Source organism: Flavobacterium sp. 90 (assembly GCF_004339525.1).
Lineage (GTDB): Bacteria > Bacteroidota > Bacteroidia > Flavobacteriales > Flavobacteriaceae > Flavobacterium.
Genome location: NZ_SMGE01000001.1, coordinates 6,560,807 through 6,577,659, shown reverse-complemented (window position 1 = coordinate 6,577,659; position 16,853 = coordinate 6,560,807). Strand labels below are relative to the sequence as shown.

Below are 16,853 nucleotides of genomic sequence, written 5' to 3'. Positions count from 1 at the left end.
GCTTGTTATTTGGAATATTTGTTGCACTAAAAAAAACAAATTATGAGTGAGCAGGGTTGCTTTCATTGTGGACTTACCATTCCTAAAAATGAAGAAATCAATTTTGATGAAAAAAAGTTTTGTTGCAACGGCTGTAAAACCGTTTACGAAATTTTTAGTCTTCATGATTTAACCTGTTATTATGATTTTGAAAAATCACCAGGTGCAACTCCTCAAGATATAGAAGGCAAATATGATTTTCTGGACAACGAAGCTATTTTATCAAAAGTATTAGAATTTAAAGAAGGAAACACTTCAATAGTTTCCTTAAATATACCTCATATTCACTGTAGTTCTTGTATTTGGATTCTGGAGAATCTAAACAGAATTCAATCCGGAATAAGTACTTCTCAGGTTAATTTTCCTGAAAAAAGAGTTCGAATTACTTTCAATTCAGATCTAGTTTCTCTTAAGGAGATTGCTAATTTGCTAAGTTCAATTGGTTATGAACCTTATATTAGTTTAGAAAATTACGAAACAGGAAAAAACAGCGTAGACAGAAGTTTAACTTATAAACTTGGAGTCGCATTTTTTTGTTTTGGAAATATCATGTTGCTTTCTTTTCCGGAATACTTCGAAATCAAAGAGTTTTGGCTTGATAATTACAAACCTTTTTTTAGAATTTTAATTTTTGTTTTGGCATTGCCGAGTTTTTTATACTCAGCAAGCGGTTATTATGTTTCGGCTTATAAAAGTATAAAATCCGGAATGTTGAACATTGATATTCCAATTGCTTTAGGAATTATTGTGATGTTTGTGCGAAGTACATTTGACATTGTTATGAATTATGGATCCGGTTTTTTTGATAGTTTAACAGGATTGGTATTTTTTATGTTACTCGGAAAAATGTTTCAAATAAAAACGTATAGTTTCTTAAGTTTTGAAAGAGATTTTAAATCCTATTTTCCAATTGCGGTTACCCGAATCAATGCAGATGCTTCAGAAGAAAGTGTACCTATTTATGATATATTAAAAGGCAATCGATTATTGATTAGAAATCAGGAACTAATTCCGGTTGATGGTATTTTAATAAGCGAAAGTGCCGAAATTGATTATAGTTTTGTTACAGGAGAAGCAGTTCCAATCACGAAAAAATCCGGAGACAAAGTATTTGCAGGCGGAAAACAAATTGGAAAAGTTGTAGAAATGGAAGTTTTGCATTCCGTTTCACAAAGTTACCTGACACAATTATGGAGCAACGAAATATTCCAGAAAAAGGTATTTCAAAAGCACAAAACGATTACGGATGCAATTAGCCGCTATTTTACACCGATATTATTATTAATTGCTTTTGGAGGATTTGGTTATTGGATATTTATCGATGCCAATACAGCTTTCAATGTTTTTACAGCAGTTTTAATTGTGGCTTGTCCTTGTGCATTGGCACTTACAGCACCTTTTACTTTTGGTAATATTCTGAGGATAATGGGGAAACAAAAAATGTATCTTAAAAATGCTTTGGTAATCGAACAATTAGCAAAAGTTGATACAATTGTTTTCGATAAAACCGGAACAATTACAACCAATAAAAAGTCAAATATTTTATACGAAGGAAATGTATTGACAGAGGAAGATTTGATACTTATTAAAAATGTACTTCGTGGCTCAAATCATCCTTTAAGCCGAATGCTGTATGATTTTTTGCCGGAATCGAAAAAAATGGTAATCAGTAATTTTCAGGAAATAACCGGAAAAGGAATTGAGGCGACTGTAGAAAATAGAAAAATTAAAATAGGATCTGCGGCGTTTGTTGAAAGTCCAGTTTCAGAGATTTCAGAAATTGAAAAAACAGGTTTGCACATTAGAATTGATACTATTTATTATGGGAAATTCACATTCCAAAATCAATATAGGGAAGGTTTAGAAAAGTTATTCCTGAAATTAAGTAAAGAGTACCAAATAAAAGTACTTTCAGGAGATAATGACGGCGAGCGTGAAAATCTGGAAGCTATTTTACCTCAAAATACAGAATTGATTTTTAATCAAAAACCAGAACAGAAACTCGAGTTTATCAAAAAACTACAGGAAAGTGGTCAAAATGTAATGATGGTTGGAGACGGTTTAAATGATGCTGGAGCACTAGCGCAGAGCAATGTTGGTATTTCTATCTCTGAAAATGTCAATGTGTTTTCTCCTGCTTGTGATGCGATTTTAGCAGCAAGTGAATTTTCGCGACTGGATTATTTTCTAAAGTTATCACAAAAATCAATTACAATTATAAAAATGAGTTTTGTTTTATCATTACTCTATAATGTGGTAGGACTTTCGTTCGCAATTAGTGGGAATTTACTTCCTTTAGTAGCTGCTATTATCATGCCTTTAAGTACTATTACGATAGTAAGTTTTGTGACTTTTATGTCTAACTATTTCAGTAACAGTAATTTAAAATGATTATAAATAATTCAACGTTATTTTTGTCTAAATTTAACATATCTGCCCGTACTATGATAATTATCATGTTTTACTCGCCTCTTACGCATTAATTTTGTTAACATAAATTTAAGGTATGAGTGTTATTTATCTATTAATTTCAGTAAGTATTTTCGTCGCAATTGGGTTCTTTATTGCCTTTATTGTAGCTGTCAAATCCGGACAATACGATGACGATTATACTCCTTCAGTCAGAATGCTTTTTGACGATGAAACCAAAATTACCCCGGAAAAGAATAATTCACCAACCGAAGAAAAACAAGTATAATTATGGAAATGGAACAGTTTTACTACGACAACAAAATTGTTAAAAAATTCATTTATGCCACTATCCTTTTTGGAGTGGTAGGTATGTTAGTGGGGCTAACCTTAGCGGTTATGTACCTTTTTCCCAACATGACAGATGGGATTTCATGGCTTAGTTATGGTCGATTAAGACCATTACACACCAATGCGGTTATTTTTGCCTTTGTGGGAAATGCCTTTTTTGCAGGTATGTATTATTCGCTGCAACGATTATTAAAAGCGAGAATGTTTAGCGACTTTTTAAGTAACTTACATTTTTGGGGCTGGCAGCTTATTATTGTTGCCGCAGCTATAACATTACCCTTAGGCTATACATCTTCAAAAGAATATGCCGAGTTAGAATGGCCAATTGATATCGCTATTGCACTTATTTGGGTTGTAATGGGAATCAATATGATTGGTACAATGCTACGTCGTAGAGAGCGTCATTTATATGTTGCAATTTGGTTTTATCTGGCAACTTTTGTAACAGTTGCAGTTTTGCATATTTTCAATAATATTGAACTTCCGGTTTCGGCTTTAAAAAGTTATTCTGTTTATGCAGGAGTTCAGGATGCATTAGTACAATGGTGGTATGGTCATAATGCAGTTGCGTTTTTCTTAACAACACCATTTTTGGGATTAATGTATTACTTTATCCCAAAAGTAGCTAATCGTCCTATTTACTCTTATCGTTTATCGATTATTCACTTTTGGTCTTTGATATTTATTTATATCTGGGCAGGACCACACCACTTATTATACTCGGCTTTACCAAACTGGGCTCAGAATTTAGGAGTTGCATTTTCAGTAATGTTAATTGCTCCTTCTTGGGGAGGAATGATCAACGGTTTATTAACATTGAGAGGAGCCTGGGATAAAGTTCGTGAAGAACCTGTTTTGAAATTCTTCGTAGTTGCGATTACAGGTTACGGAATGGCAACTTTTGAAGGACCAATGCTTTCTTTAAAAAATGTAAATGCTATCGCGCATTATACAGATTGGATTATTGCACACGTTCACGTAGGAGCATTAGCATGGAATGGATTCATGTCATTTGGTATCATTTACTGGTTGATTCCAAGAATGACGAAAAGCACGTTGTTTTCTAAGAAATTGGCCAATTTCCATTTCTGGATTGGGACTTTGGGAATTATTTTATACGCTTTACCAATGTACGTTGCCGGTTTTCAACAAGCATCAATGTGGAAACAATTTAATCCTGATGGTACATTGACTTACGGTAATTTCCTTGAAACAGTTACCGCTATTATGCCATTGTATTGGATGAGAGCAATTGGAGGAAGTTTGTACTTGATTGGTATGCTAACGTTGGTTTATAATATTATAATGACTCTTAAAGCAGGAGAAACTATTGAAGATGAACTAGCTCAGGCTCCAGCTTTACAAAGAATTAGTAATAATAGACTTAGTGGAGAAAAATTCCATACCTGGTTAGAAAGAAAACCAATTCAGTTGACGATTTTGGCAACAATTGCAATTTTAATAGGTGGTATTATTCAGATTGTGCCAACAATTATGGTTAAATCTAATATTCCGACAATTTCAAGTGTTAAGCCATATTCGCCGTTAGAACTTGAAGGTCGTGATCTCTATATCAGAGAAGGTTGCGTGGGTTGTCACTCACAATCTGTTCGTCCTTTTAGAAGTGAAGTAGAGCGATATGGACCACAATCAAAAGCAGGAGAGTTTGTATATGATCATCCATTCCTTTGGGGATCAAAACGTACAGGTCCTGATTTGTTAAGAGTTGGAGGTAAATATAATGATAATTGGCATTTTAATCACTTTTGGAATCCACAAAGTATTTCGGCAGGTTCAATTATGCCGGGTTATAAATGGCTGTTTGATAATGAGCCAATGGATATTTCATTAACTCAAAAGAAAATGCAAGCCATGGTTACTTTGGGTGTTCCATATACGGAAGCAGAGATTGCAAATGCACAAAAAACATTAAGAACTCAGGCGCTTGCAATAGAAAAAAGTCTGGAAAACGATCCTGACTATGTAAAAAGTTACGAGGATAGTAAGAAAAAAGCAGCTGCAAAAGGCGAAAAATTCATTCCTATGAATGAGAGAGAAATCGTTGCAATGATTGCTTATATACAAAGACTTGGAACTGATATTAAAGTAAAAGAGACTTCTAAATAACAGCATTATGTTTGAACAAATTAAACACAATATGGAGACTATATCGGGTATCGAAATTTACCCGATACTTTCTCTCTTGATATTTTTTTTCTTTTTTGTTGGCTTAGGCTTTTGGGTTTTCTCCTATAAAAAAGAAAAAATACAGGAAATGAGTGAAATACCTTTAGATGAAGGTCATGGTATAATTTCAAAAGATATTTAATATGAAAAAATTTTTCCCAGTATATGTAAGAGTACCGCTGATTTTCTTCATCGTTTTCGGGTTGATGGAATACTTTATAGATTCAGGCGATAAACCGGCTTTTATAAAATACCCAATGGTTTCGGTCTTTTTGCTTGTCTTTTTATTTATTCTGATTGCAATCGAGATTACATTAAGTGCAGTTAATCGTGTGATGTATCAATTGATGTCACCGGAAGAAAAGGCAAAATTAGAATACGAAAATAGTTTGAGTCTAACAGAAAGTACTTGGTACAAGGACTTAATGCACAAGCTTACTAAAACAGAACCTATAGAAAAAGAAGGTGACTTATTGATGGATCATGATTATGATGGAATCAAAGAATTAGATAATAATTTACCGCCGTGGTGGGTGTATTTATTTTATATCTGTATTGTTTTTGGAGTAGTTTATTTTGCCCGTTATGAAATTTTTGGTGGAGACGATCAGGAAATGGAGCTTAAAAAAGAAATGGCTCAGGCAAAAATAGATGTAGACGAATATCTTAAAACAGCTCCGGATTTAATGGATGAAAAAACGGTTGTTTTACTTACCGATCCAGAAAATTTAGCCATTGGAAAAGAAATATTTACAACCAATTGTGCTGCTTGTCATCGTGCCGATGCCGGAGGGCAAATTGGACCAAACTTAACAGATGATCGTTGGATTTTAGGTGGAGGAATTAAAAATCTTTTTCATACGATAACTAACGGAGGTCGTGATGGTAAAGGAATGATTGCCTGGAAGGGAACCTTAAAACCTAAGGAAATTCAAAAAGTAGCAAGTTACATTCTTTCCTTGCAAGGAAGTAATCCAAAAGATCCGAAAGAACCGGAAGGAGAAGTTTGGGTTGATGAAAGTGCACCAGCAAAAGATACCGCAGCAAGTACAGCTAAGGATAGTACAGAAGTTAAAAAATAATTATAATAGATCATGTCAAATTTACCAGACGAAGCTTTTAGAGATACCATCGGAACTATTGATGAAGGGGGTAATCGAAAATTTATTTTCCCTAAAAAACCGTCTGGTAAATTCTATGAATACAGGAAAATAGTTAGCTATGTTTTGTTGGCTATTTTAGTTGCCAATCCTTTTATAAAAGTAAATGGAAACCAATTTATGATGTTCAATGTTATGGAACGTCGTTTTAATATTTTTGGATTTCCGTTTTGGCCACAGGATTTTTATCTCTTTGTAATTTCAATGCTTGTAGGTATTGTATTTATTATCTTGTTTACGGTTGTATTTGGTAGAATATTTTGTGGTTGGATTTGTCCACAGACTATTTTTCTTGAAATGGTTTTTCGCCGAATAGAATATTGGATAGATGGTGATCGTGGTGCTCAATTACGATTGTCACGACAAGAATGGAATGCAGAAAAAATAAGAAAGAGATCAATAAAGTGGTTTGTTTTTTTTCTGATTTCATTTGGTATTGCCAATGTTTTTCTGGCTTATCTTGTAGGAAGTGATCAACTATTTTTGATGGTTAAAGAGGGGCCAATTAAACAAGCAAGTAATTTTATTGCGCTGTTGATTTTTACAGGAGTCTTCTACTTTGTTTTTGTTTGGTTTCGCGAGCAGGTATGTATTATTGCTTGTCCCTACGGAAGATTACAAGGTGTACTTTTAGATGATAAATCAATTAATGTGGCTTATGATTTTGTACGAGGAGAAAAGGAGGTTGGTCGCGCAAAATTCAATAAAAAAGAAGATAGAGTTGCAACCGGAAAAGGTGATTGCATAGATTGTCATCAATGTGTACACGTTTGCCCAATGGGAATTGATATCAGAAATGGAACACAATTAGAATGTACTAATTGTACGGCTTGTATTGATGAATGTGATACAATTATGGAAAGCGTTGGTTTGCCTAAAGGACTTATTCGATATGCATCTGAAGATGAAATTGTAAAAAAAGCGCCTTTCAAATTTACAGCAAGAATGAAAGGCTATACAGCTGTTTTGTTTATTTTGTTAAGTGTTTTTGTTGGAATGTTATTTTTAAGAACAGACGTTCAGGCGATTGTTTTGCGCTTGCCAGGGCAGTTATTTCAGCACAAAGGAGATAAGATTAGCAATGTATACACCTATAAGATTGTAAATAAGACAATGAGTGATTATCATGATATTCATTTTGAGTTAATTAATCAAAGAGGAACTATTAAAAATGTGGGAAACCAACATTTTAAAGTTTTAAAAGAAGGAATTTCGCAAGGAACCTTATTTATAGAAATAGATGAGGCTCTTTTAGAAAGTGATAAAACCAAAGTTGAAATTGGAGTTTACAACGGGAAAGAATTGATCGAAACTACCACAACTAATTTTTTAGGGCCACGAAGTTTTAATTAAAAATATACGAAGATGAAAATAAATTGGGGAACCGGTATTGTCATTGCATTTGCATTGTTTATGACTTTTATTTTATATTTTGTTTTTGAAGTACAATCAAATAGTAAGTACGACAACGACTTAGTTGTTGAAGAATATTACAAACATGATTCTCATTTTCAGGATGAAATGGCGCGAATTCAAAATGCTCACGATTTACAGCAGAAACCATCTATTACTTATACTGAAAATGGTATCAAAATAGCTTTTCCTGCAACTTTTGAAAATGATAAAGTAAAAGGAAATGTTTTATTGTACAGACCATCAAACAAGAAGTTTGATTTTGATACCCAAATTGCTTTGACCAATTCAGCTTTGCTTATTCCGCAAAAGAAGTTGATTAAAGGTCGTTGGGATGTTAATATGGAATGGGAATATAATGGAACAAAATATCTTTCGAAAGAAGTGATTTATGTGAATTAATGAAGGATAATTATATTTTTTTTGCCACAGATTAAATGATTTGCACAGATTTTTATAGAGAAGCGTTTAATGTTGCATTGGATTGTATTGTCCCTACGGGACAAAAGCCCATTTTATGATTCTTTTTTACCGACCTGTAATCTCTACGAGATATACTATGTTAACGTTTATAAATGGAGCAATTCTTTAAAATGTTTTAATCTCTGGAGAATATACTCCGTTAGGAGTTGTATATCGGTAGAAAAAAAATTGCATAAAAAAAATGTCCCGTAGGGATTACACCGTATAATTTGATATTTAATTGGAATAAAAAAACAATCATTTTTAATCCAATTAATCTGTGGCAAAAAGAAAAAAAATATAGAAAATGTTATACTCAGCTTTTATATTAGGTTTAATTAGTAGTTTGCACTGTATTGGAATGTGTGGACCAATTGCTATGATGTTACCGGTAGATAGACAAAATGAAGCTAAGAGAGTAACTCAAATTATAACCTATCATTTAGGTCGTTTGACTGCTTATGCAACAATAGGTTTGATTTTTGGTTTATTAGGAAGAGGCTTTTTTCTGGCTGGAGTACAGCAGAAAATGTCAATTTTTATTGGTGTCGCAATGATAATTGTGGTTTTAATTCCAGAGAAAGTTTTTGCGAAGTATAATTTTTCAAAACCAGTTTATAAAATCATTTCAAAAATTAAATCAAGCTTAGGAAGTCAATTTAAAAAGAAAACTTATAAATCTTTTTTCACAATTGGATTATTAAATGGTTTTTTACCTTGCGGAATGGTATATGTTGCTTTGTTTGGCGCTATTGCGATGCAAAGTGCCAGTTTTGGAGTTTTGTATATGATATTATTTGGTTTGGGAACAATGCCATTGATGACAATTGTAGTGTATGTTAATTCGTTGATAAAACTTCCGTTTAGAAACAAAATACAAAAAGCAATCCCTTACGTTGCTGTTATTATTGGAGTGTTATTTATCCTTAGAGGACTAGGTTTAGGAATTCCTTATATTTCCCCATCAAATATGAGTTTGTTTGTACAAGGAACTCCTAATTGTCATTAAACCGTCATTGAGAACAAATTAGTTTCCGGTGATTTCCTTTTTAGATGTAAATCAAAAGCCATACAAATATTTCGAACGAATGGTTTCCCTGCTTCTGTTATTTTAATTTTTCCTTCTTCGATTATTATTAATTGATCGTTTTCTATTTCTCTTAAATCCATTAAAACACTTGGAAGTTCTTCAAAATAAAGTGTTTCATCTGACCAGGAAGTTTCGAACTCACAAGTTAAGTTTAGGATATGTTTTCGAATAATCAAATCTTCATTATCTAAAATATGACCTTTAACAATTGAAAGTTTATCCCATTCTAATAACTGATAATAATCTTCAAGATTTTTTGTGTTTTGAGCAAAACTATACCAACTGTCACTTATAGAAGAAACACCTAAACCAATCATTAGTTGTGTTTTTGAAGCACTATAGCCCATAAAGTTTCTATGCAGTTTTTTGTTTTGTGTCGCTTTATGTAGACTATCTGATTCTAAGGCAAAATGATCCATTCCGATTTCGTCATAGCCGTTTTTAGAAAGCAATTGTTTTCCAACTTCATAAAGCTGTCTCTTTTCGGCATCTTTTGGAAGGTTTTCGTCATTGAAACCACGTTGTCCATTTCCTTTTATCCATGGCACATGAGCGTAGCTGTAAAATGCCAAACGATCTGGTTTAAGAGAGTTTGTTTTTTCGATTGTATCGATAACATCTTCAATGGTTTGAAAAGGTAAACCAAAAATTATATCATGTCCAATAGAAGTATAACCTATTTCTTTTGCCCAAAAAGTTACTTTAGCAACATTATGAAAAGGTTGAATTCTATGTATTGCTTTCTGAACTTTTTCGGAATAATCCTGAACACCAAAACTTACTCGGCGAAAGCCTAAATCGTATAATTTTCTGAGTTGTTCGTAAGTAGTATTATTTGGATGACCTTCAAAACTGAATTCGTAGTTTTCTGCCTTATTTGCCAGGCTAAAAATACCGTTTATAAGATGTTCTAAGTTCTTTGTAGAAAAGAAAGTTGGAGTTCCACCGCCTAAATGTATTTCTTTTATAATTGGTTTTTCGGGTAAAAGATTGCAATATAAACGCCATTCTTTAAGCAGAGCTTTTATATATTCTTCTTCTACAGAATGATTTTTTGTAATTCGTTTATTGCAACCGCAAAAAGTACACATGCTTTCGCAGAATGGTAAATGAATGTACAAACTTATTCCGCTTTGTGAATTACTTTCTGTGAATGCTTTTTGAAAAGATTCTATCCATTTTTCTGTTGTAAAACTAGTTTCATTCCAATAAGGAACAGTTGGATAGCTTGTATATCTGGGACCTGGAACATTGTATTTTTGGGTCAGTGAGATTTTCATAAAAGACGGATTTTGTGTCTTTCAAAATTAGAGCTTAGGAGCAAGACATAAAATGACAAATGTCATATAATTAACAAAAAAAAGAGACTCATAATGAGCCTCTTTTCTGAATTAAATAACTAACGTGAAATAGAATCTTGGATGATTTTAAGCCATTTTTTAGCAAACATATGATCCTGATAAGCGCTTATTTGTTTGATGCGATCATCATCAAAATCATAGAATGGAATTGTAATTTTTTTAGAGGTTTCTTTTTCCTGAAATTCAAAATCAATTTTTAGAATTGTATCTGAATTTCCATCATGAGTTAAAATTAGTTTACAGGAAGAGACACTTTTTAAATCTAAATAAGTTGATTCCTGCTGATTAGGATTGAAGTTCATTAAAATAAATCTTCTGTTTTTTTGATCTATTGTAAGCGTTTTGTTGCTTTGAGATTCTGTTAAATCAAAATCTTCAGGATGAGTTGAATTAAACTTCTTTTTTATATTTAAAATCTTTGATTTGTTTGCAGCGCTCGATCGAGCAGAAAAATAAACGGGTACGGCTACTATGATAGCAATCACGAGACCAATTATGGTTACACTTGTTTCCATTTTTGTTTTAAAATTTGATAAATAATATGAAATAATAAATTGTTTTCAGAAAGAAAATAATTTACTTAGTTTAGAAGAAATAGATTCTTCTGGTCAGAATTTCATGTATTTGTCTACCAAAAAAAATGGAAAGGATAGAGCATAAGTAAGACTTTCTTGCTCTGAGTCAGAAATTGATTTGCAAAGTTTGATGTCGATTTCACCGCTTTATGCTGTGGAATCACCATTAATACAGTATCAAACCATTTATTTAAAATAGATGGATTTGTTTTTAAGTTTGCTGCAAATTGATAACTGGTTTGCGGCTGAATAAAAGCCAAAGAATCTGAGTAATCAATAGAGAAATTGGAGTCCGTTTTTTGATTTTCGGTTTCTTGATAGTCACTTTTTTGCACAGGCAACTCGTTTGCTTGACAAGCAAAGAAGGCAATGATCAAAAGTGATACAAAAATAACGGTTTTACGAATCCAATTCATGCTGGCGAATTTAACTCATAAATGACAATTAAAGAAATTTTAAAGAATTAATTAACTTTAAAAGTAAGGTTATTATTTTATCCTCAAGATTTTACTAATACCATTGAGGATAAAATAAGGTTATTGTTGCATTTTGAAATAATAATCAGCTGAACGTTTTCCACTTCCATAGAACAAGAAAAACACACAAACTAACAAAACAACAATTGCCAGCATTAGGTTTTCGGAGTGCATATGTCCCATGAAATTTATTAGGATTGCCCCAAAAAGTATTGGTAGTTGAGCTGCAATTGCCCATCGGGTGAGTAGCCCAAAAACAATCATAATACCTCCAATCATGTGGGCCGGCGCGATATAATGTAATAAAAACATTCCGCCTCCGAATTTATCAATTGGAGAAATTAAATCATGCAGATATTGAACGTTTGTTACAAATGAAACTCCTTTCATAAATAAAAAAACACCCAATACAATACGTACTAAATCTACAGGTAAATAAGTGTGCGCATTTGCCCATTTATTCAAACTTTTTACATTTTCCATGATACTACGTGATTAAAAATTATAAATAAAGTTACTAATTTTTAATGATATATTTATTTTTAAGTACCTGAAAATAAGTTTTTTGCTTTTTATTTAACGTATTTTGATATATTTCGGAATTCTAAACTTGAATAACACCTAAATTAAACGGTTTTTGAATAGGAGCGTGGTTTGCAGCCTCAATTCCCATAGAAATCCATGTTCTGGTATCTAAAGGATCAATAATTGCATCTGTCCATAATCTTGAAGCCGCATAATACGGTGAAGTTTGCTCATCATAGCGTGCTTTAATTTTGTTGAAAAGCTCAGTTTCTTTGGCTTCGTCAACGATTTCTCCTTTTGCTTTAAGCGATGAAGCTTCGATTTGTGCCAAAACTTTAGCAGCCTGAGTTCCGCCCATAACGGCAAGTTCTGCACTTGGCCACGCAAAAATTAATCTTGGATCGTAGGCTTTACCACACATCGCGTAGTTTCCTGCTCCGTATGAATTTCCCACGATTACAGTAAATTTTGGTACAACCGAATTACTTACGGCATTTACCATTTTGGCGCCGTCTTTAATGATTCCGCCTTGTTCAGATTTAGATCCAACCATGAAACCTGTAACGTCTTGTAGAAATACTAATGGAATTTTCTTTTGGTTACAATTCGCAATAAAACGAGTCGCTTTGTCGGCGCTATCAGAGTAGATTACACCACCAAATTGCATTTCGCCTTTTTTGGTTTTTACTACTTTTCGTTGATTAGCAACAATTCCAACTGCCCAACCATCGATTCTGGCATAACCGGTAATTATAGTTTGTCCATAACCATCTTTATAAGCCTCAAATTCTGAATTATCAACCAAACGATTGATGATTTCCATCATATCATATTGCTCGTTTCTGGCTTTTGGCAGGATTCCGTAAATATCTTTTGGTTCCAAAGCAGGTTTTTCGGCCTTGATTCGGCTATAGCCAGCTTTATCAAAATCACCAATTTTATCAACAATATTTTTTATTTTATCTAAAGCATCTTTATCGTCTTTTGCTTTATAATCAGTTACACCTGAAATCTCACAATGCGTTGTTGCTCCGCCTAATGTTTCATTGTCAATTGTTTCTCCAATTGCAGCTTTTACCAAATAACTTCCGGCAAGGAAAATACTTCCGGTTTTATCTACAATTAGAGCCTCATCGCTCATAATTGGTAAATAGGCACCACCTGCAACACAACTTCCCATAACGGCTGCAATTTGAGTAATTCCCATACTGCTCATTTGGGCATTATTTCTGAAAATGCGTCCGAAGTGTTCTTTATCAGGGAAAATTTCATCTTGTAATGGTAAATAAACCCCGGCACTATCGACTAAATAGATAATTGGCAATCTGTTTTCCATTGCAATTTCCTGTGCACGCAGGTTTTTCTTTCCTGTAATAGGAAACCATGCTCCGGCTTTTACGGTTGCATCATTAGCAACAACAATACATTGCTTTCCTTTTATGTAACCTATTTTGATAACAACTCCGCCTGACGGACAACCGCCATGTTCAGCATACATTCCTTCGCCAACGAAACCTCCAATTTCTATGCTTTTTGAATTTTCATCCAATAAATAATCAATACGCTCACGCGCCGTCATTTTACCTTCGGCATGTAGTTTTTGAATACGTTTTTCGCCACCGCCTAATTTTACTTTAGCGAATTTTTGCTTTAAATCTGAAAGTAATAGTTTATTGTGATCTTCGTTTTTATTGAAGTTTAAATCCATAAGAAATTGATGTTTTTACAAAATAGTGTTGGCTAATTTACAAAATCAATTGAAACCCACATAATTTTATAAATTGAAAAAGTGCGATTACTATGTTAATTGGCTAAAGTGAATTATGTCATTTTTTTTATCTTAAATTTGCTTTTTCATACTAATTAGTGTTTTTTATGTCAAAAGCGGCGAATACAAGACTTACAATTTTGCAGAAAGCATTTGAATTAATTTATTCAAGAGGATATCAAACAACGAGTATTGATGATATAATTGCGACTACACAAGTTACAAAAGGTGCGTTTTATTACCATTTTAAAACGAAAGACGAAATGGGAGTTGCAATTATCGAAGAGATTTTGAAACCTACAATGCTTCAGAATTTTATAGGACCAATTGAAAATTCAGGAAATCCAGTGGAAGATTTTTATAATATGATTTCGTATTTACTTCTTGAAGATCCTTTTTTGCAGGTAAAATATGGTTGTCCTGTTGGAAATTTAACACAAGAAATGACACCTTGGAATAATCAATTTAGTCAGGCTTTGTCTTCTCTTGTTAATCAATGGATGGAAACGATAGAAAAAGCAGTTTCTGAAGCACAAAAATCCGGATTAATCAGGAAAGATGTGAATGGAAAACAAGTCTCATATTTTATTATGTCAGGCTATTGGGGAATTCGAAATTTTGGAAAACTTCAAGATGATAATTCGTGCTATTTTGGTTATTTAAAGGAGTTTAAGAATTACCTCAACAGTTTAAAATAAAATTACATTTCAAAAACATACTACTTAGTATGTTTTTAGATATATTTGCATTGTCATAATCAAAAAACAATGTATTATATGCTATTATTTTGCCATTCTATCCTCAGATGGTTTGTATTAGGAAGCTTGTTATACTCGATTTTTAGAGCTTACAAAGGCTATTCTTTACATTTACCTTTCTCCAAAACCGACAATTCCGTCAGACATTGGACTGCAACCATCGCTCATATTCAATTAATTTTTTGGATTTTAATTTATGTTCAAAATCCGATTGTGAAATATTTTTGGAAAAACTTCAAAGAAGGAATTCAGAATAAAGAATTTGCCTTTTTTGGATTACTTCATATTTTCCTGATGCTGATTTCTATAGTTTTAATCACAATTGGTTCAGCTTTAGCCAAAAGAAAAGCCGCTGATGAGGATAAGTTTAAAACTATGTTACTTTGGTTTTCGATCGCCTTACTGATTATTTTTATTGCCATTCCGTGGCCTTTTTCACCTTTAGCAAACAGACCTTATTATAGATAAAAATCATGAAAAATTTACTGCAAACAAATACCGGAAGATTACGAATTATTGGCTTTTTAGAAGGAACCTCCTTATTGATTTTACTTTTTATAGCAATGCCTTTAAAATATATTTTTGAACAGCCTTTTTTAACCAGACCAGTTGGTACGATTCATGGTGCGCTGTTTTTACTTTTTGTTTTTAATACTTTAAGTGTAGGCGTAGAGCAAAACTGGAAATTTAAAGACACAACATGGAAAGTGCTTTTGGCGTGTATAATTCCGTTTGGGACTTTTTATATCGATCGCCGAATTTTAAGTAAAATTGAGGTCAGATAAAGATTAATTAAAATCTGTAGCAGCGATTTTTTAACCGCAAAGTGCGCTAAGTTTTTCTTAACCTACTGGGTTTTATAAAAAACACAAAGTTCGCAAAGCTTTGTGTCGATGAAGCTTTGCGAACTTTGTGTTTTCTGTTATGTATATTATGTAAAATCTTAGCGCGCTTTGCGGTTAAATAATTTAGGATTGTTAAATGAATATAAAGAATTAAATAATGGTTTTAGTATTTAAAACAAACGTTGATAGTGAATCGAAAATAAAGAAAATTACACCTAAACTAGATCAGTTGTTTCCGAATTCGAAATGGAATTTTGATCTTGAAGATTGTGATAATATTTTACGATTTGAGTGTAAAGATAATATCATCGAGAAGGTTATCTTCTTTATGAAAGTGATTGGCTTTGAATGTGAAGCGTTATAAAACAAAAAAAACAGAAGCTTAGCTTCTGTTTTTTTTATATATCTAAAGGTCTTTTGTTATTTTTTAGAATCGCAAACCATTCTTTTTAGAATTGCCCATTGTTTTAGAGCATCACGAGCTTCAACAGCAGGATATCCTAACATTGTTTTTCCAGCAGCAACATCACCAACTACACCAGAACCTGCACCTACAATAGCTCCGTCGCCAATAGTGGTGTGGTCTTTTATAGAAGCGCTTCCGCCAATGATAACTCCGTTTCCTAAAGTTACAGAACCTGCTAAACCGCTGTTTCCGGCCATAATACAAAATTTACCTAATTTACTATTATGTCCAATTTGAACTAAATTATCAATTTTGCAACCATCTCCCAGAACTGTTGAGCTAAATTTACCTCGGTCAACACAAGTGTTTGCACCAATTTCAACTCCGTTTCCGATAATTACATTTCCGATTTGTGGAATTTTCACCAAACCTTTTTCGCTGCAAGGACGAAATCCAAAACCGTCAGCTCCAATTGTTGCATTAGGGTGAATAATACAATCGTTACCAATATGACAACGTTCGCGAACTACTGTTCCTGACCAAATAATCGTGTTTTTACCAATAGTACATTCGTCCAGAATTGTTACGTTTGGATAAATAGTAGTGTAAGCACCAATTTCAACTTTTGGTCCAATGTAGCAACCAGCACCAATTCTTGCGCCTTCGCCAATAATTGCGGTTTCATCTACAACAGCTGTTCTGTGAATGTCATTGTGAAATAAAGGAGTAGGAGGGGCAAAAAGAGCCAAAATCTGAGACATTGCTAAATCGGCATTTTTTACTTTTATAAAAGCGCGATTTTCTCCTGGTTCTATCGAAATATCTTCGTTAACTACTGCAACAGCTGCATTTGAAGCAGACCAAAATTTTTCGTATTTTTTGTTTCCTATAAATGAAATTTCTGAAGTTGTAGCTTTTTCTAATTGCTCTGTTGCAGTAATGCTTTGTGAAGTATTGCCGTAAATTACGCCATTTATAACTTCATTGATTTCTTGAATTGAATAGGATTTCATTGAGTAAATTTAATT

18 protein-coding genes are annotated in these 16,853 nt (G+C 33.0%); 12 read left to right on the top strand and 6 right to left on the bottom strand.

From position 1 onward, the window contains the following. Positions 1-42: 42 nt before the first annotated feature. The 8 genes from C8C83_RS26775 to C8C83_RS26740 all read left to right on the top strand — a co-directional run bounded on the left by C8C83_RS26775 (position 43) and on the right by C8C83_RS26740 (position 9,030). A complete protein-coding gene (locus C8C83_RS26775; protein ID WP_132011980.1) occupies positions 43-2,430 on the top strand; it encodes a heavy metal translocating P-type ATPase metal-binding domain-containing protein in 2,388 nt (795 codons plus the stop codon). 115 nt (positions 2,431-2,545) lie between these two features. Next, a complete protein-coding gene (gene ccoS / locus C8C83_RS26770; RefSeq protein ID WP_121325802.1) occupies positions 2,546-2,737 on the top strand; it encodes a cbb3-type cytochrome oxidase assembly protein CcoS in 192 nt (63 codons plus the stop codon). Between the two features lie 2 nt (positions 2,738-2,739). Beyond that, positions 2,740-4,926 (top strand): cytochrome-c oxidase, cbb3-type subunit I, encoded by a 2,187-nt coding sequence (gene ccoN / locus C8C83_RS26765; protein WP_121325801.1) that lies wholly within the window; start codon positions 2,740-2,742, stop codon positions 4,924-4,926. Positions 4,927-4,933: 7 nt separating this feature from the next. After that, the gene (locus C8C83_RS26760) at positions 4,934-5,128 is read left to right on the top strand and encodes a CcoQ/FixQ family Cbb3-type cytochrome c oxidase assembly chaperone (protein WP_121325800.1); all 195 of its coding nucleotides are present in this window, start codon (positions 4,934-4,936) and stop codon (positions 5,126-5,128) included. Position 5,129: 1 nt separating this feature from the next. Further along, positions 5,130-6,068, top strand: coding sequence for a cbb3-type cytochrome c oxidase N-terminal domain-containing protein (locus C8C83_RS26755; protein WP_121325799.1), 939 nt, complete (start codon positions 5,130-5,132; stop codon positions 6,066-6,068). A gap of 12 nt (positions 6,069-6,080) precedes the next feature. Next, positions 6,081-7,499, top strand: a complete 1,419-nt coding sequence (gene ccoG, locus C8C83_RS26750) for a cytochrome c oxidase accessory protein CcoG (protein WP_121325798.1) — start codon at positions 6,081-6,083, stop codon at positions 7,497-7,499. Positions 7,500-7,511: 12 nt separating this feature from the next. Further along, a complete protein-coding gene (locus C8C83_RS26745) occupies positions 7,512-7,961 on the top strand; it encodes a FixH family protein (protein WP_121325797.1) in 450 nt (149 codons plus the stop codon). 367 nt (positions 7,962-8,328) lie between these two features. Continuing rightward, positions 8,329-9,030 (top strand): sulfite exporter TauE/SafE family protein, encoded by a 702-nt coding sequence (locus C8C83_RS26740; RefSeq protein WP_121325796.1) that lies wholly within the window; start codon positions 8,329-8,331, stop codon positions 9,028-9,030. On the opposite strand, the gene hemN is transcribed toward C8C83_RS26740, so the two are convergent. The 5 genes from hemN to C8C83_RS26715 form a co-directional block, all read right to left on the bottom strand. After that, positions 9,027-10,391 (bottom strand): oxygen-independent coproporphyrinogen III oxidase, encoded by a 1,365-nt coding sequence (hemN, locus tag C8C83_RS26735; protein WP_121325795.1) that lies wholly within the window; start codon positions 10,389-10,391, stop codon positions 9,027-9,029. The two genes, C8C83_RS26740 and hemN, sit on opposite strands and share 4 nt — an antisense overlap. A gap of 119 nt (positions 10,392-10,510) precedes the next feature. Continuing rightward, positions 10,511-10,987, bottom strand: a complete 477-nt coding sequence (locus C8C83_RS26730; RefSeq protein WP_121325794.1) for a hypothetical protein — start codon at positions 10,985-10,987, stop codon at positions 10,511-10,513. 113 nt (positions 10,988-11,100) lie between these two features. Continuing rightward, on the bottom strand, positions 11,101-11,463 hold the full coding sequence (locus C8C83_RS26725; protein ID WP_121325793.1) for a hypothetical protein: 363 nt from the start codon (positions 11,461-11,463) through the stop codon (positions 11,101-11,103). Positions 11,464-11,583: 120 nt separating this feature from the next. Then, positions 11,584-12,006 (bottom strand): DoxX family protein, encoded by a 423-nt coding sequence (locus C8C83_RS26720; protein WP_121325792.1) that lies wholly within the window; start codon positions 12,004-12,006, stop codon positions 11,584-11,586. Positions 12,007-12,127: 121 nt separating this feature from the next. Then, on the bottom strand, positions 12,128-13,756 hold the full coding sequence (locus C8C83_RS26715) for a carboxyl transferase domain-containing protein (RefSeq protein WP_121325791.1): 1,629 nt from the start codon (positions 13,754-13,756) through the stop codon (positions 12,128-12,130). Between the two features lie 167 nt (positions 13,757-13,923). Between C8C83_RS26715 and C8C83_RS26710 the strand changes: the two genes are divergently transcribed. From C8C83_RS26710 to C8C83_RS26695, 4 genes are all read left to right on the top strand, one after another. Next, positions 13,924-14,514, top strand: coding sequence for a TetR/AcrR family transcriptional regulator (locus tag C8C83_RS26710; RefSeq protein WP_121325790.1), 591 nt, complete (start codon positions 13,924-13,926; stop codon positions 14,512-14,514). Between the two features lie 273 nt (positions 14,515-14,787). Beyond that, a complete protein-coding gene (locus C8C83_RS27435; protein WP_233565959.1) occupies positions 14,788-15,042 on the top strand; it encodes a hypothetical protein in 255 nt (84 codons plus the stop codon). A gap of 5 nt (positions 15,043-15,047) precedes the next feature. After that, positions 15,048-15,359, top strand: coding sequence for a DUF3817 domain-containing protein (locus tag C8C83_RS26700; RefSeq protein ID WP_121325788.1), 312 nt, complete (start codon positions 15,048-15,050; stop codon positions 15,357-15,359). Between the two features lie 217 nt (positions 15,360-15,576). Then, positions 15,577-15,783 carry a hypothetical protein gene (locus C8C83_RS26695; RefSeq protein ID WP_121325787.1) on the top strand — a complete coding sequence of 69 codons (207 nt, stop codon included), beginning with the start codon at positions 15,577-15,579 and terminating at the stop codon, positions 15,781-15,783. Between the two features lie 56 nt (positions 15,784-15,839). Here the strand turns inward: C8C83_RS26695 and lpxD are convergent, their stop codons facing one another. Next, the gene (lpxD, locus tag C8C83_RS26690) at positions 15,840-16,838 is read right to left on the bottom strand and encodes a UDP-3-O-(3-hydroxymyristoyl)glucosamine N-acyltransferase (protein WP_121325786.1); all 999 of its coding nucleotides are present in this window, start codon (positions 16,836-16,838) and stop codon (positions 15,840-15,842) included. Positions 16,839-16,853: the final 15 nt, after the last annotated feature.